20 protein-coding genes and 1 riboswitch are annotated in these 20,874 nt (G+C 72.0%); of the genes, 8 read left to right on the top strand and 12 right to left on the bottom strand.

The window, feature by feature from the left end:
• Window positions 1–95: 95 nt before the first annotated feature.
• The 3 genes from ACFVZW_RS08705 to ACFVZW_RS08695 form a co-directional block, all read right to left on the bottom strand.
• The gene (locus ACFVZW_RS08705; protein WP_384518731.1) at window positions 96–1,652 is read right to left on the bottom strand and encodes an ABC transporter substrate-binding protein; all 1,557 of its coding nucleotides are present in this window, start codon (window positions 1,650–1,652) and stop codon (window positions 96–98) included.
• A gap of 192 nt (window positions 1,653–1,844) precedes the next feature.
• The gene (locus ACFVZW_RS08700) at window positions 1,845–3,248 is read right to left on the bottom strand and encodes a metallophosphoesterase (RefSeq protein WP_384518728.1); all 1,404 of its coding nucleotides are present in this window, start codon (window positions 3,246–3,248) and stop codon (window positions 1,845–1,847) included.
• Between the two features lie 12 nt (window positions 3,249–3,260).
• Window positions 3,261–3,506: an SCO4848 family membrane protein gene (locus tag ACFVZW_RS08695; protein WP_384518725.1), complete on the bottom strand. Its 246-nt coding sequence runs from the start codon at window positions 3,504–3,506 to the stop codon at window positions 3,261–3,263.
• 118 nt (window positions 3,507–3,624) lie between these two features.
• On the opposite strand from ACFVZW_RS08695, the gene ACFVZW_RS08690 reads away from it, so the two are divergent.
• Complete coding sequence (locus tag ACFVZW_RS08690) at window positions 3,625–4,896, top strand: D-alanyl-D-alanine carboxypeptidase family protein (protein ID WP_384518722.1); 1,272 nt, start codon at window positions 3,625–3,627, stop codon at window positions 4,894–4,896.
• Here the strand turns inward: ACFVZW_RS08690 and ACFVZW_RS08685 are convergent.
• Entirely contained in the window at window positions 4,814–5,740 is a 927-nt protein-coding gene (locus ACFVZW_RS08685) for a YihY/virulence factor BrkB family protein (protein WP_384518720.1), read from the bottom strand. The two genes, ACFVZW_RS08690 and ACFVZW_RS08685, sit on opposite strands and share 83 nt — an antisense overlap.
• Before the next feature lie 357 nt (window positions 5,741–6,097).
• Between ACFVZW_RS08685 and ACFVZW_RS08680 the strand changes: the two genes are divergently transcribed.
• The gene (locus ACFVZW_RS08680) at window positions 6,098–6,853 is read left to right on the top strand and encodes a decaprenylphospho-beta-D-erythro-pentofuranosid-2-ulose 2-reductase (RefSeq protein WP_384518717.1); all 756 of its coding nucleotides are present in this window, start codon (window positions 6,098–6,100) and stop codon (window positions 6,851–6,853) included.
• 82 nt (window positions 6,854–6,935) lie between these two features.
• On the opposite strand, the gene ACFVZW_RS08675 is transcribed toward ACFVZW_RS08680, so the two are convergent.
• Together ACFVZW_RS08675 and trpS are read right to left on the bottom strand one after the other, a co-directional pair.
• Complete coding sequence (locus ACFVZW_RS08675; protein WP_384518714.1) at window positions 6,936–7,526, bottom strand: 2'-5' RNA ligase family protein; 591 nt, start codon at window positions 7,524–7,526, stop codon at window positions 6,936–6,938.
• A 94-nt stretch (window positions 7,527–7,620) separates the two neighbouring features.
• Window positions 7,621–8,634 carry a tryptophan--tRNA ligase gene (trpS, locus tag ACFVZW_RS08670; RefSeq protein ID WP_384518712.1) on the bottom strand — a complete coding sequence of 338 codons (1,014 nt, stop codon included), beginning with the start codon at window positions 8,632–8,634 and terminating at the stop codon, window positions 7,621–7,623.
• Between the two features lie 74 nt (window positions 8,635–8,708).
• Between trpS and ACFVZW_RS08665 the strand changes: the two genes are divergently transcribed.
• Window positions 8,709–9,320, top strand: a complete 612-nt coding sequence (locus tag ACFVZW_RS08665; protein ID WP_384518709.1) for an RNA polymerase sigma factor — start codon at window positions 8,709–8,711, stop codon at window positions 9,318–9,320.
• On the top strand, window positions 9,295–10,083 hold the full coding sequence (locus tag ACFVZW_RS08660) for a hypothetical protein (protein ID WP_384518706.1): 789 nt from the start codon (window positions 9,295–9,297) through the stop codon (window positions 10,081–10,083). Before ACFVZW_RS08665 ends, ACFVZW_RS08660 begins: the two co-directional genes overlap by 26 nt.
• 158 nt (window positions 10,084–10,241) lie before the next feature.
• Here ACFVZW_RS08660 and glyA read toward each other — a convergent pair whose 3' ends face one another.
• Window positions 10,242–11,510, bottom strand: a complete 1,269-nt coding sequence (gene glyA, locus ACFVZW_RS08655) for a serine hydroxymethyltransferase (protein WP_384518703.1) — start codon at window positions 11,508–11,510, stop codon at window positions 10,242–10,244.
• Between the two features lie 80 nt (window positions 11,511–11,590).
• Window positions 11,591–11,681, bottom strand: a riboswitch (ZMP/ZTP riboswitch).
• 107 nt (window positions 11,682–11,788) lie between these two features.
• On the opposite strand from glyA, the gene rocD reads away from it, so the two are divergent.
• The gene (gene rocD, locus ACFVZW_RS08650; protein WP_384518700.1) at window positions 11,789–12,994 is read left to right on the top strand and encodes an ornithine--oxo-acid transaminase; all 1,206 of its coding nucleotides are present in this window, start codon (window positions 11,789–11,791) and stop codon (window positions 12,992–12,994) included.
• A gap of 121 nt (window positions 12,995–13,115) precedes the next feature.
• Here rocD and ACFVZW_RS08645 read toward each other — a convergent pair whose 3' ends face one another.
• Both ACFVZW_RS08645 and ACFVZW_RS08640 read right to left on the bottom strand, forming a co-directional pair.
• Window positions 13,116–14,297, bottom strand: coding sequence for a glutathionylspermidine synthase family protein (locus tag ACFVZW_RS08645; RefSeq protein WP_384518697.1), 1,182 nt, complete (start codon window positions 14,295–14,297; stop codon window positions 13,116–13,118).
• Between the two features lie 19 nt (window positions 14,298–14,316).
• A complete protein-coding gene (locus ACFVZW_RS08640) occupies window positions 14,317–14,607 on the bottom strand; it encodes a hypothetical protein (RefSeq protein WP_384518694.1) in 291 nt (96 codons plus the stop codon).
• A 90-nt stretch (window positions 14,608–14,697) separates the two neighbouring features.
• Here ACFVZW_RS08640 and ACFVZW_RS08635 point away from each other — a divergent pair, with 90 nt between their 5' ends.
• Entirely contained in the window at window positions 14,698–15,546 is an 849-nt protein-coding gene (locus tag ACFVZW_RS08635; protein ID WP_384518942.1) for a hypothetical protein, read from the top strand.
• 13 nt (window positions 15,547–15,559) lie between these two features.
• Here ACFVZW_RS08635 and ACFVZW_RS08630 read toward each other — a convergent pair whose 3' ends face one another.
• Window positions 15,560–16,975 carry a PLP-dependent aminotransferase family protein gene (locus tag ACFVZW_RS08630; protein ID WP_384518691.1) on the bottom strand — a complete coding sequence of 472 codons (1,416 nt, stop codon included), beginning with the start codon at window positions 16,973–16,975 and terminating at the stop codon, window positions 15,560–15,562.
• Window positions 16,976–17,022: 47 nt separating this feature from the next.
• Between ACFVZW_RS08630 and ACFVZW_RS08625 the strand changes: the two genes are divergently transcribed.
• Both ACFVZW_RS08625 and ACFVZW_RS08620 read left to right on the top strand, forming a co-directional pair.
• Entirely contained in the window at window positions 17,023–17,535 is a 513-nt protein-coding gene (locus ACFVZW_RS08625; protein ID WP_383558209.1) for a carboxymuconolactone decarboxylase family protein, read from the top strand.
• On the top strand, window positions 17,532–18,275 hold the full coding sequence (locus ACFVZW_RS08620; protein ID WP_384518688.1) for an isocitrate lyase/phosphoenolpyruvate mutase family protein: 744 nt from the start codon (window positions 17,532–17,534) through the stop codon (window positions 18,273–18,275). Before ACFVZW_RS08625 ends, ACFVZW_RS08620 begins: the two co-directional genes overlap by 4 nt.
• Before the next feature lie 75 nt (window positions 18,276–18,350).
• Here ACFVZW_RS08620 and ACFVZW_RS08615 read toward each other — a convergent pair whose 3' ends face one another.
• Together ACFVZW_RS08615 and ACFVZW_RS08610 are read right to left on the bottom strand one after the other, a co-directional pair.
• Complete coding sequence (locus ACFVZW_RS08615) at window positions 18,351–19,340, bottom strand: malate dehydrogenase (protein ID WP_384518685.1); 990 nt, start codon at window positions 19,338–19,340, stop codon at window positions 18,351–18,353.
• A 254-nt stretch (window positions 19,341–19,594) separates the two neighbouring features.
• The gene (locus ACFVZW_RS08610; RefSeq protein WP_384518683.1) at window positions 19,595–20,584 is read right to left on the bottom strand and encodes a helix-turn-helix domain-containing protein; all 990 of its coding nucleotides are present in this window, start codon (window positions 20,582–20,584) and stop codon (window positions 19,595–19,597) included.
• Window positions 20,585–20,874: the final 290 nt, after the last annotated feature.

Below are 20,874 nucleotides of genomic sequence, written 5' to 3'. Positions count from 1 at the left end.
GACACCCCCCCACAGTCACAGACAGCCCCCCCCCCCCCCGCGCCCCGCGCGGTCCACACCCAGGCCGGGCCCCGGGTCGGCTCGCGGGCGGGCGATCAGATCCAGCTGAGTTCCCACAGCCGCCAGATGCCGGTGCCGTCGGTCAGGTACTGCGAACCGGCGACATCTTCCGTCGCCAGGACGTAGTCCTTCTTCTGCCACAGCGGCACCAGCGGCACGTCCACCGCCACCTCCGCCTGGATGGCCTCGAAGTCGTTGACGGCCGCGCCCCGGTCGCTGTACTGCTGCGTCGCGGAGATCAGCCGGTCGATCTTGGCGCTCGCGAAGCCGTTGTGCATCGCGTTGTCCGTCCCCACGAGCGGGGCGGTGAAGCTGTCGGAGTCCGGGAAGTCGGGGAGCCAGCCGACGGGGTACGCGTCGTAGTCGCCCTTCACGTACGCCTTCTGGAACTCCTTCCACTCCGCCTCGACGAGCTTCACCTCGAACAGACCGGTGGCCTCCAGCTGCCGCTTCAGCTCGGCCGCCTCGGCGCCGTAGGTGGCGTCCTTGCGGTAGCCGAGGGTGAAGGAGACCGGGGTCTCGATCTCGGCGTCCTCCAGCAGGCTCGCGGCCTTCTTCCTGGACGGCTCGGGGTACTTGTCGTAGAAGGCGGTGCTGTGGCCGTTGAAGCCCTGCGGGATGAGGGAGTACAGCGGTTCGACCGTGCCGTGGTAGGCGCCGGTGACGATCGCCGGGCGGTCGATGACGGCGGCGACGGCCTGCCGGACCGCCTTCTTCGCCATCGGCGACGGGGACTTCACATTGAAGTAGAGATTGCGGATCTCGGCGGTCTGCGCCTCGGTGATCCGGGCCGTGTCCTTGTCGGTCCCCAGCTTGGAGAGGAACTCCGGCGGCATCTGCCGGTGCGTGACGTCGACCTGCTTGGCCTTCCACGCGGAGGAGAGCTCCTCGGACTCGGTGAAGTACCGGACGACGACCGTGGCGCCGGTCTTGGTGAGCGCGCCCCGGTAGTTCGGGTTCGGCTCCAGACGGGCGCTCTCGCCGGGCTTGTACTCCTTGAGGACGTACGGCCCCGAGCCCTCGACCGTGGTGCCCTCGCGGAGCTTCTTCGCCGGGTACTGGGTGCGGTCGACGATCGAGCCCGCGCCCGTCGCCAGCTTCAGCGGGAAGGTGGCGTCCCGGCCGCTCAGGTTGAAGGTGACCGTCTGGCCGTCGGCCACGACCTTCTTCAGGGTCGGGAAGAGCGGGGCGGGACCGACGTCCGCGTTGATGCCCAGCATCCGGTCGAAGGAGAACTTGACGTCCTCGGCCGTGACCTTGCGGCCGCCGGCGAAGGTGAGGTCGTCACGGAGCTTGCACTGGTACGTGGTGAGCTTGGACCCGACGAACTTGCAGTTCTCGGCGGCGTCCGGGACGGGTGTGGTGAAGCCCGGCTTGAAGGTGAGCAGCGACTGGAAGACATTGCTGTACATCGCCCAGGAACCGGCGTCGTACGCGCCCGCCGGGTCGAGCGAGGTCACCTCGTCGGTGGTGCCGACGGTGATGGGGTCCTTCCGGACGTCGTCGGAGGGAAGAAGCTGCCAGCCCCCCACCCCGGCGGCCACCAGAACTCCACAAGTGATCAGGATCCGCATACGGACCGTCGACCGCATCGCCGTGCTTCCTTTTTTCGTGCCCACCCCTGGCGCGGCGGCGCCCAGCCATGCCGCGATGGCGTCACCCAATCACACGTATTTCACAAGTGGAAGAGTAAACCTTCACACTGCACGCATATGTCCGGGATAGAGGGACTTACGCCCCGGCGAGGCCCACCGCCACGCCTGCCGGCACGCCCGTTGTCAGGCCTACTTGGAAGCCAGCTCCACGAGGGTGATGTCGGAGGGCGCGCCGACCCGTACGGGAGGTCCCCAGGCGCCGGCGCCGCGGGAGACGAAGAGCTGGGTGTCGCCGTACCGCTCCAGACCGGCGACCGTCGGATTGGCGAGATCGGCGAGGTAGTTGCCGGGCCAGAGCTGGCCGCCGTGGGTGTGGCCGGAGAGCTGGAGGTCGACCCCGTGACGGACGGCGTCGTGGATGACGATCGGCTGGTGCGCGAGCAGGACGGCGGCCTTGGCGCGGTCGCGGTCGCCGAGCGCGGCGGCGAAGTCCGGGCCCTGGCCCTCGCTCTCTCCGGCGATGTCGTCGACCCCGGCGAGGTCGAAGCCGGCGGCGATCTCCACGCGTTCGTTGCGCAGGGGACGCAGGCCTAGCTCGCGGACGTGGTCGACCCAGGCGTCGGCGCCGGAGAAGTACTCGTGGTTGCCGGTCACGAAGAACGAGCCGTGCCGGGCACGGAGCTGGGCGAGGGGCTCGGCGGCGGGCCCGAGGTTCTCGACCGTCCCGTCGACGAGGTCGCCGACGATGGCGATCAGGTCGGGCTGGGTGGCGTTGATGGTGTCGACGATGCGCTGGCTGTGGGCGCGGCCCAGGATCGGCCCGAGGTGGATGTCGGAGACGACGGCGATCCGGTAGCCGTGGACGGCGCGCGGCACCTTGGCGAGCGGCACGGTGACCCGCTTGACGCGGGGCCCGCGCAGCACGCCGTACGTCCCGTATCCGACGGTCCCCACCGCGGCGGCGGCAGCGGCCCCGCCGACGACCCGCGACACGAACAGCCGCCGCGACACGGCCGTGGCGCCGGCGGGACCGGTCGCGCCGGCCTCATCGGTGCCGCGGTGTGTCTCGGCCCCGTCCTCCGGTCCGGTCGGTGACGGCTCGGCGTCGACCTCGGTCAGCAGATCGCCGGCCGGCGTGGAGGCGCCCCCGCCGGCCGTCGCGACCGGGCCGCCCGCCGGCGTTCCGGCACGCGATCCGCTGTGCCCGGAGTCCGTGGGTTCCGTCGCGGCCGCCGTCCCGTCCCGGCCGTCGCCGGATGCGGTCGCCCCGGCGTCGCGGCGCTCGAGCCACCGTCGCAGAAGCGGGCGGACCGCCTCGCCGACCACGAGGGCGAGGGTCACGTAGAGCAGCAGGGCCAGCCAGAGGAAGCCCGGCCAGGCCACCACCTGCTGGAGCCAGAACGGCGCTCCGGCCCGGCCCGAGGTGAGGGCGGCGAGCGCCAGTACGGGCAGGACGAACGCGGCCGCCGTACCCAGGCGCCGTGCCGTGCCCCCCGCGGCCGTCACATCGCGGACCAGTCGCTTCCACACGTACCAGTGGACCCCGCCCAGCAGGGCGAGGACCACGACCAAGACCAGCAGGAAGACGAGCACGCGCCCCAACCCCTATCCGCGTTCGCGCCGCAATGCGCGCACGCCACGCAACCCGATCATGCCGACCACCGTCCCCAGGACAAAGGACGTGATGGCGAGCAGCAGATGAACCCAGAAGTAGGCCGTCGGGTCGCCCGCGTCGTCGAAGGCGAGACCGCTCCCGTCGTTCCACAGGTTCTTGACGAAAGTGATCCAGATGAACCAGCTCCACACCCCGAAGGCGAGCAGGAACCAGGAGACGGGACGGCTGAGCTTCATAGCCCCAGTATCACCGCCCGTCGCACGGTCCCCACGGCCGGGGCGTCCGGGTGGACGCCCCGGGGGGAAACGCCCCGCGGGGTTCGGTTCCCTGACGCGTACCTGTACGTTTTCGATCGTGTCTGCCTCGAAGAAGACCGCTTGGGCGGTCACTGCTGCCGCGCTGCTTCCCCTTGTCGTCGTTTCACCGGCACATGCGGACAACAAGGAGGACCAACAGCCCAAGCCGCCCGCCGCCATGGCCTCCGTCGGCGGCGCGCTGCTCGGCCTGCCCGGGACGCAGGTGAAGCTCGGCGCGGGCGCCCCGGTCCTGCCCAAGGAGCTGACCGGGCGGTCCTGGATCGTCGCGGACGCGGAGACGGGCGACGTGCTCGCCGCGCACAACTCCCACTGGCCGCTCGCCCCGGCCTCCACGCTCAAGATGCTCTTCGCGGACACCGTCCTGCCGAAGCTCCCCAAGACCACGAGCCACACCGTCGACGCCAAGGAGCTCGCCGGGATCGGCTCGGGGTCCAGCCTCGTCGGTGTCAAGGAGAAGCAGACCTACACCGTGCACGACCTCTGGCTCGGTGTCTTCCTTCGCTCCGGCAACGATGCCGTGCGGGTGCTCGCCGAGATGAACGGCGGCATCAAGAAGACCGTGCAAGACATGAACGACCGCGCCGACGAGCTCCAGGCCGTGGACACCCACGTCGTGTCGCCGGACGGCTACGACGCCCCGGCCCAGGTCTCCTCCGCGTACGACCTCACTCTCATCGCCCGCAGCGGGATGCAGAACGCGGACTTCCGGGAGTACGCGGCCACGGCCCGCGCCCAGTTCCCCGGTGAGCAGAAGCCGGGCAAGAAGCGCGAGACCTTCGAGATCCAGAACACCAACCGGCTGCTGACCGGCGCGCTCGGCGTCGCGCCGTACCAGGGCATGGCGGGCGTGAAGAACGGCAACACCACGCATGCCGGCTCCACCTTCACCGGCGTTGCGGAGCGCAACGGCAAAGTGCTCCTCGTGACGGTGATGAACCCGTCGTCGAAGGAGCAGCACGCGGTCTACAAGGAGACCGCCCGGCTCCTCGACTGGGGCTTCGCCGCGTCCGGGAAGGTGACGCCCGTCGGCCGGCTGGTGCCGCCGAAGTCCGCCCGTACGAACCCGGGAACCGAGAGCGACGGTTCCACGCCCGCCCCCGGCAAGAACGCTCCGGGCACGGGTGCCGCCGAGAGCTCGGCCGCCGGAGCGAGGACCGGCGGTGTCGGGACCGCGCTCGGCGTGGTCGGCGGGGTCCTGGTGGTCCTCGCGGGCGCGGTCTTCCTCGTCAACCGTCGCTGGCCGCTGCCGGAGCTGGTCGGTCGTCGTCCGAAGTCCCGCGAGGACGTCGACGACGAGCCGACTCGCTAGCCCCGGTCGAGGTCCAGGCCGCACAGAACAGCAGCAGCTTCGCGGTGAAGTTGATCCACAGCAGCAGCGCGACCGGGACGCCGAACGCGCCGTACATCGACCTCCCCGCGACTTCCCGCATGTAGCCGCCGATCAGCAGCTTCAGCAGCTCGAAGCCGATCGCTCCGATCACCGCCGCCACCACCAGGCGGCGGCGCGGCGGGCTGACGCCGGGAAGCAGCGTCAGCAGGTACAGCAGGACGAGGAAGCCCGCGACGGCGGCGACGGCGACGGAGGCCACCTGGAGCAGGATCCCGGTGGCTCCTTCGCCGGAGATCCCGACCCGGTCGGCGCTCCAGCCGACGGCGGTGGAACCGAGCCAGGACGCGGCGAGCGAGCAGAGCCCGACCCCTCCGAGCCCGAGCAGCACGAGCGCGTCCTTGCCCTTGCGCACGACGGGGTTGCCCTCGTCCTCGTCGTCGAGCCCCCACACCGCGCGCAGACACTCCCGCATCGAGCCGACCCAGCCGATGCCGGTGAAGAGCAGTAGCGCGCCGGCGACGAGGCCGATCGTGCCCGCGTTGTCCACGAGCCCGCCGATGTTGAGCTGGTCGGAGATGCCGGGGACCTGGTCGGAGACCTTGTCCTCGATCTTGTCCAGCTGCTCCTTGCTGAGCAGCGCGGCGCCGATCGCCGCGGCGACGGCGATCAGGGGGAAGAGCGCGAGGAAGCTGATGAAGGTGATGGCGGCGGCGAGCCGGGTCCAATGGGCGGCGTCGAGGGTCTCGTACGAACGCCAGGCATGGGTCCGCATGAGCCGGGCGACCCAGGGGCCGATGACGGGGAGCTTGGTCAACCAGTCCATGTCGTACGCGTACCCCTTGATCCACCGATTGACCGGAATGCGATCGTCCGGGCCCCAGAATCGCAGACACACCACAAGAACCATGCCCACACCGGCCCCTGACACCGTGTCGGCCACCGTCGGCCATCTCTTCCGACACTCGTTTGATCACCCATTTCGACGAACTACGGCAAAAGCGGGCATCAATCACATGTAGGGCGATACGGTCGCCTCCATGGCCGCCGAGAGCGACACCCCATCGAGTCCCCACCGGCCGGGCCACACCGCGCCCGCCGTGCTCGACCCACGGTCCGTCGTCACCCTCGGACCTCTTCCGTCGTCTCGCTCTCCGATTGCTCTCCGAGGAGTTTGATCGTCATGAAGGACGCCTTCGGCACCCCGCAGTCCCTGCTTCTCCTCGGCGGCACCTCCGAGATCGGGCTCGCCACCGCCCGCCGGCTGATCGCCCGCCGCACCCGTACGGTCTGGCTCGCCGGGCGCCCCTCCCCCGCCCTGACGGCCGCCGCCGACTCGCTGCGGGTACTGGGGGCGGAGGTGCACACCGTCCCGTTCGACGCCCTCGACCCCGCGTCGCACGCGGAACGGCTCGGCAAGATCTTCACGGAGGGGGACATCGACCTGGTGCTGCTCGCCTTCGGGATCCTCGGCGACCAGGCCCACGACGAGGCCGACCCGCTCGCCGCGGTCCGGGTCGCCCAGACCAACTACACGGGGGCGGTCTCCGCCGGGCTCGTCTGCGCGGCGGCGCTGCAGACGCAGGGGCACGGCTCGCTGGTGGTGCTCTCCTCCGTGGCCGGGGAGCGCGCCCGCCGCGCCGACTTCATCTACGGCTCGTCCAAGGCCGGTCTCGACGCGTTCGCGCAGGGGCTCGGGGACGCGATGCAGGGGACGGGGGTGCACGTGATGGTCGTACGGCCCGGTTCCGTACGGTCACGGATGACGGCAGGCGTCGAGAAGGCCCCGCTGGCGACCACGCCGGAGGCGGTCGCGACGGCGATCGAGCTGGGGCTGCGGCGACGCTCGGAGACGGTGTGGGTGCCGGGGGCGCTGCGGATGGTGATGTCGGCGCTCCGCCACGTACCGAGGCCGGTGTTCCGGCGACTGCCGGTGTGAGGCGGTGAGCCGGGGTGGGCCCCGGCCGGGGGTCGGCAGGCGGTCGGGTCAGCCGGCTGGCGGGGCGGCGTGGCGGACGGGGTCAGCCCGCCGCCGGGGTCGGGGTGTCGACCGGGGCGCCCTGGGCCGGGACGGCGGGGACGGTGCGGCAGCCGCCGAACTCGTACGTGTGCAGCTTCCGCCACACCCCGTCCGCCCCCTGCTCGTACAGCGCGAAGGACGAGCAGGTCCAGGCCGCCTCGAAGTCGGTCAGCTCCTCGTACGCCCGGTCCATCGCCTCCTCGGAGATGCCGTGGGCCACGGTGACGTGCGGGTGGTACGGGAACTGCAGCTCGCGCACGAGCGGCCCGGACTCGTCCCGGACCCGCTCCTGGAGCCAGGCGCAGGCGGAGACGCCCTCGGCGAGCATGACGTACACGACCGGGGACAGCGGGCGGAACGTTCCGGTGCCGCTCAGCCGGACCGGGAAGGGACGGACGCCGGCCGCGACCTCGGCGAGGTGCGCCCGGATCGCGGGCAGCCGCTCCGCGTCGACCTCCGTCGGTGGGACGAGGGTGACGTGGGTGGGGATGCCGTGCGCGGCGGGATCCCCGAAGCCCGCGCGCCGCTCCTGGAGCAGGCTGCCGTAGGGCTCCGGGACCGCGATCGAAACGCCGAGCGTTACGGTCCCCACGTCGTTCTCCTCCGTCGTCGGTCTTCTCGGGTCGATGGGTGGTGCAGCCGCCAGTGTGCGGCCTGCACCACCCTTGAGGCCAGGGTCCTTGGACTCAGTGCTTGGCGGGCAGGAAGCCCACCTTCTCGTACGTCTGCGCCAGCGTCTCCGCGGCGACGGCGCGCGCCTTCTCCGCGCCCTTGGCCAGGAGGGAGTCCAGCGTCTCCGGGTCGTCCAGATATTCCTGCGTACGGGTCCGGAACGGCGTGACGAAGTCCACCATGACCTCGGCCAGGTCGGTCTTCAGCGCGCCGTACATCTTGCCCTCGTAGCTCTTCTCCAGGTCGGCGATGCCGGTCCCGGTGAGCGTGGACATGATGGTCAGCAGGTTGGAGACGCCCGCCTTGTTCTCGGGGTCGAAGCGGATGACCGTGTCGGTGTCGGTGACCGCGCTCTTGACCTTCTTCGCCGTGATCTTCGGCTCGTCGAGCAGGTTGATCAGACCCTTGGGCGTGGACGCCGACTTGCTCATCTTGATCGTCGGGTCCTGCAGGTCGTAGATCTTGGCCGTCTCCTTGAGGATGTACGGCGCCGGGATCGTGAACGTCTGGCCGAAGCGGCCGTTGAACCGCTCCGCGAGGTCGCGGGTCAGCTCGATGTGCTGGCGCTGGTCCTCGCCGACCGGGACCTGGTTGGCCTGGTACAGGAGGATGTCGGCGACCTGGAGGATCGGGTACGTGAAGAGACCGACGGTGGCCCGGTCGGCGCCCTGCTTCGCGGACTTGTCCTTGAACTGGGTCATGCGGGAGGCCTCGCCGAAACCGGTGAGGCAGTTCATGACCCAGCCGAGCTGCGCGTGCTCGGGGACGTGGCTCTGGACGAAGAGGGTGCAGCGCTCGGGGTCGAGCCCGGCGGCGAGCAGCTGGGCGGCGGCGAGCCGGGTGTTGGAGCGCAGCTCCGCGGGGTCCTGCGGGACCGTGATCGCGTGCAGGTCGACGACCATGTAGAAGGCGTCGTGAGTCTCCTGCAGGGCGACCCACTGGCGGACCGCGCCGAGGTAGTTGCCGAGGTGGAACGAGCCTGCGGTGGGCTGGATTCCGGAGAGCACACGGGGAACGTCAGAGGCCATGCTCAACATTCTCTCAGGTGCGGGGGGCGATCCCGGACTGGGAACCGAACCCGTTCTGCCGGTGTATCAAAGGTGTGAGGACGCTGGAGGGGGGCCGGGTCGTCGAAGACGAAGCCGAGGCCGCGGTGATCGCACGGGTACGCGCCGGGGAGGCGGAGGCGTACGCGGCGCTGGTCCGCGCGCACACGGCGGTCGCGCTGCGGGCGGCGGTGGCGTACGGGGCGGGCGCGGAGGCCGAGGACGTGGTGCAGCAGGCCTTCTTCAAGGCGTACCGGTCGCTGGGGCGGTTCAAGGACGGGGCCGCGTTCCGGCCGTGGCTGCTGCGGATCGTGGTCAATGAGACGAGGAACACAGTGCGCTCGGCGGGTCGGCAGCGGGCCGTCGCGGGGCGGGAGGCGGAGCTGCTCGCGGGCGAGCCGCTGATACCGGACGGGGCCGATCCGGCGGTGGCGGTGGAGGAGGACGAGCGGCGGCGGCAGCTGCTCGCGGCGCTCGACGGCCTCGGTGAGGACCACCGGCAGGTGGTGATCCACCGGTATCTGCTGGAGCTGGACGAGACGGAGACGGCCGCGGCGCTCGGCTGGCCGCGGGGGACGGTGAAGTCCCGGCTGAGCCGGGCGCTGAAGAAGCTCGGACTGGCGTTGGAGGGAGGTGACGAGCATGACGGACGACGGGCTCCCGGATGAGCTGCGTGACCTCGGACGGCAGCTGAGGGTGCCGGACGTGGACGGGGAGACCATGGCCGAGCGGGTGCTCGCTCAGCTCCTGGCGGAGCAGGTGCCGGCGCCACCGGCCCCCCGGCCCCGGTTCGGGTGGCTGCGGCCCGAGTGGCTGCGCCGGCGGTGGAAGGCCCTCCTCGCGGCCCTCTCCGGGGTCCTCGTGGTGCTTGTGCTGACGCCGCCGGTCCGAGCGACGGTGGCGGACTGGTTCGGCTTCGGAGGGGTGGAGGTGCGGTACGACCCCGGGGCGCACCCCGGCCCGGGCGCGGCGGTGCCGGGGTGCACCGATCCGGTGTCGCTGGAGGACGCCGGGCGCAGGGCCGGCTTCATGCCGCTGATACCGAGCGCGCTCGGTGCGCCCCACGCGGTCTCGGTGACCGGCTCGGCGGAGGCGGGGCGGGCTGTGATCAGCCTGTGCTGGCGTGGGGACGGCGGCCGGACGGTCCGGCTCGACGAGTTCCCTGCGCGGCTTCCCATGGCCTTCGGCAAGCAGGTGCAGACGCATCCGGAGTGGGTCGATCTGCCGGACGGCGCGGAGGGCTACTGGTTCGCCGAGCCCCATCTGCTGCGGTTCCCGATGACGGACGCGAGCGGGAAGGAGTGGACCCACTCGATACGCACGGCGGGCCCCACGCTCCTCTGGACGAGGAACGCGGGAGCCCTGGCCCTGCGCCTTGAGGGCGAGCCCTCCCTGGAGAAGGCCCGCCGCATAGCCGAGTCGGCGCGCTGAGCGGACGCGGGCCGCGGGCCGCGGGCCGCGGCTATCCGGGCTGTGGCCGATCCGGGCCGCGGCCGATGCTCGGCCGGGTCGGGATCGAACCGCCCCTGGCCGGATCGCCGTGAACCGGACCCCCTCGGACCGACTGCGTCGGAGCAGCCCGCGCGGGATCAGACCGGGAGGCCCGGAGCCGGGAAGGCGGCCATCAGCTCCGCGACCTCGGCGCGGATCGTCAGGAGAGCGGCCTCGTCGCCCGAGCCCGCCGCCGCGACGCCCCGGTCGATCCAGTCGGCGACCTGCGCCATGTGCTCCGTACCGAGACCGCGGGAGGTGAGGGAGGGGGTGCCGATGCGGATGCCGGAGGGGTCGAAGGGCTTCCGGGGGTCGTAGGGGACGGTGTTGTAGTTGACGACGATCCCGGCGCGGTCGAGGGCCTTGGCGGCGATCTTGCCCGGGACCTCCTTGGGGGTGAGGTCCATCAGGATCAGATGGTTGTCGGTGCCGCCGGAGACGAGGTCGAAGCCGCGGGCGAGCAGGGCCTCGGCGAGGGCCTTGGCGTTGGCGACGACCGCGTGGGCGTAGTCACGGAAGGAGCGCTGGGCCGCCTCGCGCAGGGCGACGGCGATGGCGGCGGTGGTCTGGTTGTGCGGGCCGCCCTGGAGGCCGGGGAAGACGGCCTTGTCGAGGGCCTTGGCGTGCTCCTCGCGGGACATCAGCATGGCGCCGCGCGGGCCGCGCAGGGTCTTGTGGGTGGTGGTCGAGATGACGTCGACGTGCGGGACCGGGGAGGGGTGGGCGCCGCCCGCGATCAGGCCGGCGATGTGGGCGACATCGGCGACGAGCACGGCCCCGGCCTCGCGGGCGATCTCGCCGAAGGCGGCGAAGTCGATCGTGCGGGGCAGCGCGGTGCCCCCGCAGAAGATCACCTTGGGCCGCTCCTTGAGGGCCAGCTCGCGGACCTGGTCGAAGTCGATGAGCCCGGTGTCCTGGCGTACGCCGTACTGCACGCCCCGGAACCACTTGCCGGTCGCGGAGACGCCCCAGCCGTGGGTGAGGTGGCCGCCCATGGGCAGGGCCATGCCCATCACGGTGTCGCCGGGCTCGGCGAAGGCGAGGTAGACGGCGAGGTTGGCCGGGGAGCCGGAGTAGGGCTGCACATTGGCGTGGTCGACGCCGAAGAGCGCCTTGGCGCGCTCGATCGCGAGGGTCTCGACCTGGTCGATGATCTGCTGGCCCTCGTAGTACCGGCGGCCGGGGTAGCCCTCGCTGTACTTGTTCTGCAGGACGGTGCCGGAGGCTTCGAGGACGGCCTGGGACACGTAGTTCTCGCTGGGGATCAGCCGCAGGGTCTCGGCCTGCAGCTGCTCCTCGGCGCCGACGAGCGCGGCGAGTTCGGGGTCGGTGGCGGCGAGGGCGGGGTGCGGGGTGGTGTCGTTCACGGCGTTCCTCCGGGCGTTCGGCGGATCCCGGGGTACGGCTCAGATCGACTGGGCGGCACCACACGGGAGGTTCGGATTCCCGAAGATGCCCAGGCGGGCGGCATCTCGTGTGGTCTGCCGCGCACGGCTCCCCCGGGGTCGCTTCCCCGTACGCCAGTCGCCGTGCGTGTTTCCAGCGTAGCGGGCGCGCCGTCACCCAGGTTTCTTCGTCCGGCATCCGAGCGACGATAGAAAAAGGGGCCACACCCGCCCCAGGCCGCAGGACGAACGGAGATCCCGTGTCGAGGACGCAAGACGCGATCGCTTCCGCGGAGGCGCACAGCGCTCACAACTACCACCCCCTGCCCATCGTCGTCGCCTCGGCGGACGGGGCATGGATGACCGATGTCGAGGGCCGCCGCTACCTCGACATGCTCGCCGGGTACTCGGCACTCAACTTCGGGCACGGCAACCGGCGGCTGATCGATGCCGCGCGGGCGCAGCTGGAGCGGGTGACGCTCACGTCGAGAGCGTTCCACCACGACCGGTTCGCGGAGTTCTGCACGCAGCTCGCGGAGCTGTGCGGCAAGGAGATGGTCCTGCCGATGAACACCGGCGCGGAGGCCATCGAGACGGCGGTGAAGACCGCGCGGAAGTGGGGGTACGAGGTCAAGGGCGTGCCGGACGGGCACGCGAAGATCGTGGTCGCGGCGAACAACTTCCACGGTCGCACGACGACGATCGTCAGCTTCTCCACGGACCACGAGGCCCGTGACCACTACGGCCCGTACACGCCGGGTTTCGAGATCGTCCCGTACGGCGATCTGACGGCGATGGAGCGCGCGGTCACGGCGCACACGGTGGCGGTGCTCCTGGAGCCGATCCAGGGCGAGGCGGGGGTCCTGGTGCCGCCCGCCGGGTATCTGCGCGGGGTGCGGGAGTTGACCCGTGAGCGGAACGTGCTGTTCATCGCGGACGAGATCCAGTCGGGCCTCGGCCGGACCGGGCGGACGTTCGCCTGCGAGCACGAGGGCGTGGTGCCGGACGTGTACGTCCTGGGCAAGGCGCTGGGCGGCGGTGTCGTCCCGGTCTCGGCGGTGGTCGCGGACCGTGATGTGCTCGGAGTGTTCCGGCCGGGCGAGCACGGGTCGACGTTCGGCGGGAATCCGCTGGCGTGCGCGGTGGCGCTGGAGGTGATCGCGATGCTGCGGAGCGGGGAGTACCAGCAGCGGGCCGCCGAGCTGGGCGAGCATCTCCACGCCGAGCTGGGGCTGCTCGTGGGCGGGGGCGCCGTCGAGGCGGTGCGCGGGCGCGGGCTGTGGGCCGGCGTGGACATCGCGCCGTCCCGGGGCACGGGCCGGGAGATCTCGGAGAAGCTGATGGACCGGGGTGTCCTGGTGAAGGACACGCACGGTTCGACGATCCGGATCGCGCCGCCGCTGGTCATCAGCAAGGAGGATCTGGACTGGGGTCTGGAGCAGCTGCGGGCGGTGCTCTCGGAGTGACGCGGACGCCCGCCCCTGGCGGGCGGGCGTCCGTACCGGAGGAACGGCCGGCCCCTGAGGTGCGGTCGGAACCGAAGGGGGTTCGGGACCGGAAGGGCGGGGTTCGGCTCCCGGGTTGCGGTCAGAGAATGACGTGCGGCAGGAAGCGGGCGTACTCGTCCGTGATCAGGCCCGCGGACTCGCGGATCCCGAGCCCCGCCGCCTCGTCCTCGACGACCCACGCGCCGAGCACCACACGGTTCCCGTCGAAGTCGGGCAGCGGGGCCAACTCCTGGTAGCAGCAGGGCTCCTCGCGCACCACGGCCGGGGAGCCCGGCTCGTGGACGGTGACGCCCGCGCCCTCGCGGCCGAGCAGCGGCTTGGCGACGTAGCCGCCGGTCGCGGCCAGTTCGCGGGGGCCGTCGAGGTAGGCGGGCAGCAGGTTGGGGTGGCCCGGGTAGAGCTCCCAGAGGATCGCGAGCAGCGCCTTGTTGGAGAGCAGCATCTTCCAGGCGGGTTCGATCCAGCAGGTCGTGCCCGTACCGCCGCCGTTGTCGAGGGTGTCCAGGACGTACGGGCCGAAGCGGTCGGTGGTCAGCCACTCCCACGGGTAGAGCTTGAAGCAGCTGCGGATGAACCGGAGCCGGTCGTCCACGAATCGCCCCGACAGCCGGTCCCAGCCGATCTGTTCGACGGACAGCGCCTCCGTGTCGAGCCCGGCCTGCTGGGCCGTCTCACGCAGATACGCGACCGTCATCAGGTCCTCGCCGAGCTCGTCCCCGTCGGAGTGGACGAAGTGCAGGGGACCGGGCGGCAGCAGCTTCGCCTGGCGCTTCCAGGCGTCGACGAGCCGCTCGTGGAGAGAGTTCCACTGGTCGGCGCCGGGGAAGCGCTCCTCCATCCAGAACCACTGCGGGCTCGCGGCCTCGACCAGGGAGGTCGGGGTGTCGGCGTTGTACTCCAGCATCTTGGCCGGGCCCGTACCGTCGTAGCGGAGGTCGAACCTCCCGTAGAGCGACGGAAGTTCGGCCCGGCGGCGCCAGGACTCGGCGACGAGGGAGACGAGCCGGGGGTCGGTGAGACCGAGATCGGCGAAACGATCCTGCTCGACGATGTGCGCCGCCGCCGCCAGACACATGGCATGCAGCTCCTCGACGACCTCCTCCAGGGCTTCGACCTCGGGCAGGGTGAAGGAGTAGTACGCGCTCTCGTCCCAGTACGGGCGCAAGGAGTCGTCGGGGTAGCGGGTCAGGGGGTAGACGAGCCCCTGCTCCTCCACCGTCTGCTGCCACCACGGCCGGGGTTCGGTCGTGTGCCGCTGCATGTCGTACGGTCCGTCCCGCTCAGCCGCCGCCGGAACCGGAGCAGCCGAAGCCGCCGGTGTCGACGGCCGTCTTGTCGAAGCTGCCGCCGCTGACCCTGTTGTCGCTCACGCTGCCGCCGTAGTAGTACGAACCGCGCGTCGAGCTGCCACTGCCGTTGCCGCTACCGCTCTCGCACTCGTAGCTCGGCAGTTTCTCGCGGGTCAGCGGGTCGACGCACCGCCGGTCCGGCTCGGAGCCGCAGGACGTGATCGTCGCCGCGAGCACCCCCATACCGCCGAGCACGACCGTGCTCGACCTCAGCCTGCGCATGTCAGTCCTTCCGATCGCGTGGTCAGCGACCGCACAGTTTAGGCCGCTGTCCGAACACCCTCGCACTAGAGTCCCTTTGTGCTCTTCGGGATGATTTGCGCGCTCGGATCCTCGCTCTGCTTCGGCATGGCGTCGGTGCTGCAGGCACTCGGCGCGCGCGAGGCGACGCCCGGGACGGGGGCCGGTGTCGACGTGGCCCTGCAGTTGCGGGCGATGCGGCAGTGGCGATATCTGGCCGGGCTCTCCCTGGACGGGATCGGGTTCGGGCTTCAGATCGTCGCCCTGCTGACGCTGCCGATCTACATGGTGGGAGCCGCGCTCGCGGCGAGTCTGGCGGTCACGGCGGTGGCTGCGTCGTGGCTCCTCAAGGTCCGGCTGCACCGGATGGAGTGGGCGGCGGTGGGCGTCGTGTGCGTGGGGCTCGCGATGCTCGCCCTCGCCTCGGGCGCCGAGGGCGAGCAGAGCTCGTCGGAGGCGCTGCGGTGGGCGATGCTCGCGGCGGCGTTCGGGGTGCTGGGGCTCGGCGCGGCCGCCGGACGGCTGCCCGGCCGGCCGCGGGCGCTGGCACTCGGACTGCTCGCGGGCTTCGGCTTCGGGGTGGTGGAGGTGGCGGTCCGGCTGATCGACAGCTGGGACCTCGCGAACCCCGCGGTGTACGCGCTGCTCCTGGGCGGCGGGACGGCGTACGTGCTGCTGACCTCGGCGCTCCAGCGGGGTTCGGTGACGACGGCGACGGCCGGCGCGGTCCTGGGCGAGACGATCGGCCCGGCGCTGGTGGGCGTGATCTGGCTGGGCGACCAGGCGCGCGAGGGCCTGGGCTGGCTGGCGATCCTGGGTTTCACGGTCGCCCTGGCCGGCGCGCTGGTCCTGGCGCGCTTCGGCGAACCCCCGACGCCGCTGCCCTCCCCGGAACTGTCGGAATCACCGACGGAGCGCTGACCCCGAGCCCCGGTCAGGGCAAGACGCGGCACAGTGCTGCCAGCGCGCCCGACCATGCGCTGTCCGGGGGTGTGCCGTAGCCGACGACCAGGCCGTCCTGGGTCGTCGGGACGTCCGGGTGGCGGAAGCGGTTGAGGCCGAGGAGGGCCAGGCCCTGCCAGGCGGCCGAGCGCAGGGCCGCGGGCTCGAGGCCCGGCGGGAGCTCCAGGACGGCGTGGAGGCCGGCCGCGATGCCGCTCACCCGGGTCTCCGGGGAGTGCGCGGCCACCGCCGCCACCAGTTCGTCGCGCCGCCGCCGGTAGCGCAGCCGCATCGCCCGGACATGCCGGTCGTACGCGCCGGAGGCCAGGAACTCCGCGAAGGTCAGCTGCTCCAGCGAGCTGGACACCCAGTCCACCCGCCCCTTCGCCGCCACCACCTCGTCCACCAGGCCCTCCGGAAGCACCATCCACGCCAGCCGCAGCCCGGGCGCCAGGGACTTGCTGGAGGTGCCCATGTAGACGACCCGCTCGGGGTCGAGGCCCTGGAGCGCACCCACCGGCTGGCGGTCGTAGCGGAACTCCCCGTCGTAGTCGTCCTCCAGGACGAACCCGCCCGAGGCCCGCGCCCAGTCGATCGCCGCCACCCGCCGGTCGGGGTGGAGCGCGCCGCCGAGCGGGAACTGGTGGGCGGCCGTCATCAGCGCCGCGCCGACACCCTTCATCTCGGCCAGCCCCTCGGTCCTGGTGCCGAGTTCGTCGTACGGCAGGGCGGGCAGCCGCAGCCCCGCGCGGCGCAGCAGCTCCCAGTGCGCGTCGAGCCCGTACGACTCGACCGCCACCTCCCGCACGCGGCGAGCGCGCAACACCTGACCCATCAGCATCAGCCCGTGCACGAACCCGGCGCAGATCACGATCCGTTCCGGCCGCGCGTGGACGCCCCTCGCCCGGGCGAGGTACTCGGCGAGCACGGTGCGCAGTTCGATCCGGCCGCGCGGATCGCCGTAGCCGAACGCCTCGTGGGGCGCGGCCGTGAGCGCGCGCCGGGACGCCTTGAGCCATTCGGCGCGCGGGAACGACGCGAGGTCGGGCGCACCCGGCTTCAGGTCGTACGTCGGCCGGGCCGCGGCAGGCCGGGCCGCGGTCACCGGGGGCCGCGCGCCCGTCCCGGCCGCCCGGCGCGGCACGGCCCGCTGGGCGACCCGCGTCCCGGAGCCCTGCCGGGCGGTCAGCCACCCCTCGGCGACCAGCTCGGCGTACGCGTCGGCGACCGTGTTGCGGGCCACCCCGAGGTCCGCCGCGAGCGAGCGGGAGGACGGCAGCCGTACGCCCGCCGCCAGGCGCCCGCTGCGCACCGCCTCCCGCAGGGCGTCCATCAGCCCCGTCCGCAGCCCCGTGCCCCGCAGCTCCAGATGGAGGTCGGCCCCGAAAGTGGCCCACTCGTTCGCCATGGAAATGGACCATACTCCTGTGCCATCCCGGCCGTACGGTGAAGACCATGACGACCACGACCAATGACACCGCGAAGACCGAATACGCCCATGAGCATGCCCCCCGCCTCAACCTCGCCGAGCAGGTCCCGGACTTCTACCGGGCGATGATCCGGCTGGAGCAGGCGGCCGCGAAGGACGTCGACCCGACCCTCTACCACCTGATCAAGATCAGGGCCTCGCAGATCAACCACTGCGCGTTCTGCATCGACATGCACGCCAAGGACGCGCTGGCGGAGGGCGAGTCGGTCGAGCGGATCGTCCAGCTGTCGGCCTGGGAGGAGTCGCGGCACTTCTACACCGAGCGCGAACTGGCCGCGCTCGCGCTGACGGAGGCCGTCACCGTCCTCACCGACGGCTTCGTCCCCGACGAGGTGTACGCGAAGGCCGCGGCCCACTTCGACCCGACCGAGCTCGCCCGCGTCATCGCCGCCATCACCGTCATCAACGCCTGGAACCGCATCGGCGTCAGCACCCGCCTGACGCCCGGTCACTACACCCCCGGGCAGTACGCGAATTGACCCCCGGGTCCCCCGCCGACGTGCTGCGCGCCCTCCACTCCGGGCGCGCGGCGGACGATCCGCTGGTCGTGCCGGGTCCGTGGGACGCGGCCAGCGCGCGCGTCTTCCAGGAGGCCGGCTTCCCCACGCTCGCCACACCGAGCGCGGGGATCGCCGCCTCTCTCGGGTACGAGGACGGCGAGACCCCGCCCGAGGAGATGTTCGCCGCCGTGGCGAGGGTCGTACGGGCCGTCTCCGTACCGGTCACGGCCGATCTGGAGGACGGCTACGGCCTGGCTCCGAAAGAGCTCGTGGCGCGGGTCCTGGAGACCGGGACGGCCGGGTTGAACCTGGAGGACAGCGGCCGCTCCGGCGGGCTCAAGGACCCCCGGGAGCACGCCGCCTGGCTCGCGGAGGTACGGGCGGAGGCCGGGCCGCGGCTCTTCCTGAACGCGCGCGTGGACACGTATGTGCGCGGGGTGGACGACCCTGCCGCCGCGATCGAGCGGGCGAGGCTCTACGCGGAGGCGGGCGCGGACTGCGTCTATCCGATCAACGCGCCGGCAGCCCATCTCCCGCTGCTGCGCGCCGGGATCGACGCACCGCTCAACGCCCTCTCGCTGCCCGACGGGCCGTCGCCCGCCGAGCTCGGGCGGCTGGGAGCGGCCCGGATCACCTTCGGCCACGGGCTGTTGCTGCGCACCCTGCGGGGCGTCGCGGAACTGGCGGAAGAACTGGCCGAGTTCAGACCCCTGGGCTGAGGCGGCCAGCGGTGGACACGACTGCGCCCCCGGTCGCGGACGACCGGGGGCGCAGAGGGAACAGCGGGCTCGGGCTCAGATGAGGCCGAGCTCGCGCACCGCGTCGCGCTCCTCGGCCAGCTCCTGGACCGAGGCGTCGATGCGGGCGCGGGAGAACTCGTTGATGTCCAGGCCCTGGACGATCTCGTACGTGCCGTCCGTGCAGGTGACGGGGAACGAGGAGATCAGGCCCTCCGGGACGCCGTAGGAGCCGTCCGACGGGATGCCCATGGAGGTCCAGTCGCCCGCGGCGGTGCCGTTGACCCAGGTGTGGACGTGGTCGATGGCGGCGTTGGCGGCCGAGGCGGCCGAGGACGCGCCACGGGCCTCGATGATCGCGGCGCCGCGCTTGGCGACGGTCGGGATGAAGGTGTCGGCGAGCCACTGCTCGTCGCTGACGACCTCGGCGGCGTTCTTGCCGGCGATCTCCGCGTGGAAGATGTCCGGGTACTGGGTCGCCGAGTGGTTGCCCCAGATGGTGAGGCGCTTGATGTCCTCGACGGACGCACCGGTCTTGGCCGCCAGCTGCGAGAGCGCGCGGTTGTGGTCCAGGCGGGTCATCGCGGTGAAGCGCTCGGCCGGGACGTCCGGGGCGGCGGCCTGGGCGATCAGGGCGTTGGTGTTGGCCGGGTTGCCGACGACGAGGACCTTGATGTCGTCCGCGGCGTGGTCGTTGATGGCCTTGCCCTGCGGCTTGAAGATGCCACCGTTGGCGGCGAGCAGGTCGCCGCGCTCCATGCCCTTGGTGCGCGGGCGGGCGCCCACGAGCAGGGCCACGTTCGCGCCCTCGAAGCCCTGGTTCGGGTCGTCGAAGATGTCGATGCCCTTGAGCAGCGGGAAGGCGCAGTCGTCGAGCTCCATGGCGGTGCCCTCGGCGGCCTTGACGCCCTGCGGGATCTCGAGGAGGCGCAGCTTGACCGGCACGTCCGCGCCGAGCAGGTGGCCGGAGGCGATGCGGAAGAGCAGCGCGTAGCCGATCTGGCCGGCCGCGCCGGTGACGGTGACATTCACGGGAGTGCGGGTCATGGCGATCTCCGTAAGACAGCTGGCGGTGGGGGTCCCTGCCCCTGATGCTGGACACCTCCTCTTGATCGACGATCGATCGGTCGCCCCGATGTCTCGACGTGAAGAGATATCCAGCGGTCAGGCTATCCGACCCGGGACCCGCTCAACCCCCACCCCCTTGTGGTCCGGCTCACTGCCACCCGACTGCCCCCGCGCCGGGCCGCGGCGCGATCACCGCTCGCCCGGCGCCCCCGCCGCACCGGGCCACGGCGCCGTCATCCCTCTCCGGTGCACCCCTTCGCCCCGCTCCTGAGCGTCGCGCAGGCCGTCGCGTCCGTGCCCTTGGCCACGGCGACCATCGGCGTGTACGCGTCGGCGTCGGCGTCCACGACCGCGTTCTGGCTGGTACCGGCGGCGGTGACGCGGACGGTGTCACCGGGGCCCGCCCCGGTGATCCGCGCCCAGGCGGCGCCGCACGTCCGGCTGTACCTCACCTCGACCTGGCCGGCGGTGCCGACGCGGGCGCGGGCGACGGTGGCGGCGAAGGCGCCGCCGCATCCCATCGCCTCCGGGTCCTGGCCCGCGCAGCCCGCGCCGGCGCATTTCACCCCTGCGGGGAGGGTGGTGCTCGGCGGGGCGCTCGGGGTCGCGGTGGGCGTACCGCCGGCCTTCTTCCCGTCGTCTCCGGTGGAACCGCCCCCGAGGTCCGTGAGGAGGACTGCCGCGGCGATGACGAGCAGGACGCCCAGGACGCCGGTCAGGATCAGCGCGGCGCGGCGCGGGCGGGTGGGGTCGGACGGCTGCCGGGGCGGCTGTGGAGCCGGTGGCGCGGGTCCGGCGGGGGCCGTGGTGCGCCGGGCGGGCGCCGGGCCGCCGCCGCTCCCGCCCCGGGTCTCGGTCGAGGCGTTCGCCCCGGCGGTGGGGCCGGGATCCCCGAGGGCGGCGCGCGCCTGCGAGATCCGCAGGGCTTCCATGGTGAGGTCGCGGCGCAGTTCGGAGCGGCTCCAGGCGCGCTCGGCGAGCTCCCACATCGTCGTGAGATGGCCGGTGTCGGTGCCGGTCACCTCGGCGAGCGCGACGACGGCTCCGCGGGGCGCGAGGAGCCGTCCGTTGAGATACCGCTCCCATGAGGTCTTGCTGTAGCCGGTACGGTCCGCGACGGCGGCGATGCTCAGTCCGCTGCGGTCGATCAGTCGTCGTAGCTGACTCGCGAACTCGCGTATCTGTGGGTCGAGTTCGTCCGGCAGGGCTTTCCAGCGAGGCATGTGCGTTCCCCCCTTGTCCCCCTTTTGTGTCCCCCAGAAGGATGCTCCGGGCCAGGATGGCAGTTCCCGGGGCAGGAGCGCACGGGTGCAGACGAATCGGGCGCGCGCCCCCGGAGCGTGGCGGAATGGTCACTTCCGTGCCACAAGGCGCTGACGAACCTTGAACCACATTGGCACGTACATGACCCTCGAACGGAGGCGGGGCGCCCCCGCCCCCCCGGGGGCGGGCGCGGGGCCCCCCGGGGCGGCGCCGGGCGCGCGCCCCCCCCGCGCCGCGGGGCGGGGGGTGG

Origin of the sequence: Streptomyces sp. NPDC059567 (assembly GCF_042735655.1) — a bacterium.
In the GTDB taxonomy this organism is placed as follows: domain Bacteria; phylum Actinomycetota; class Actinomycetes; order Streptomycetales; family Streptomycetaceae; genus Streptomyces.
This window is presented reverse-complemented; position numbering and strand designations above follow the sequence as displayed.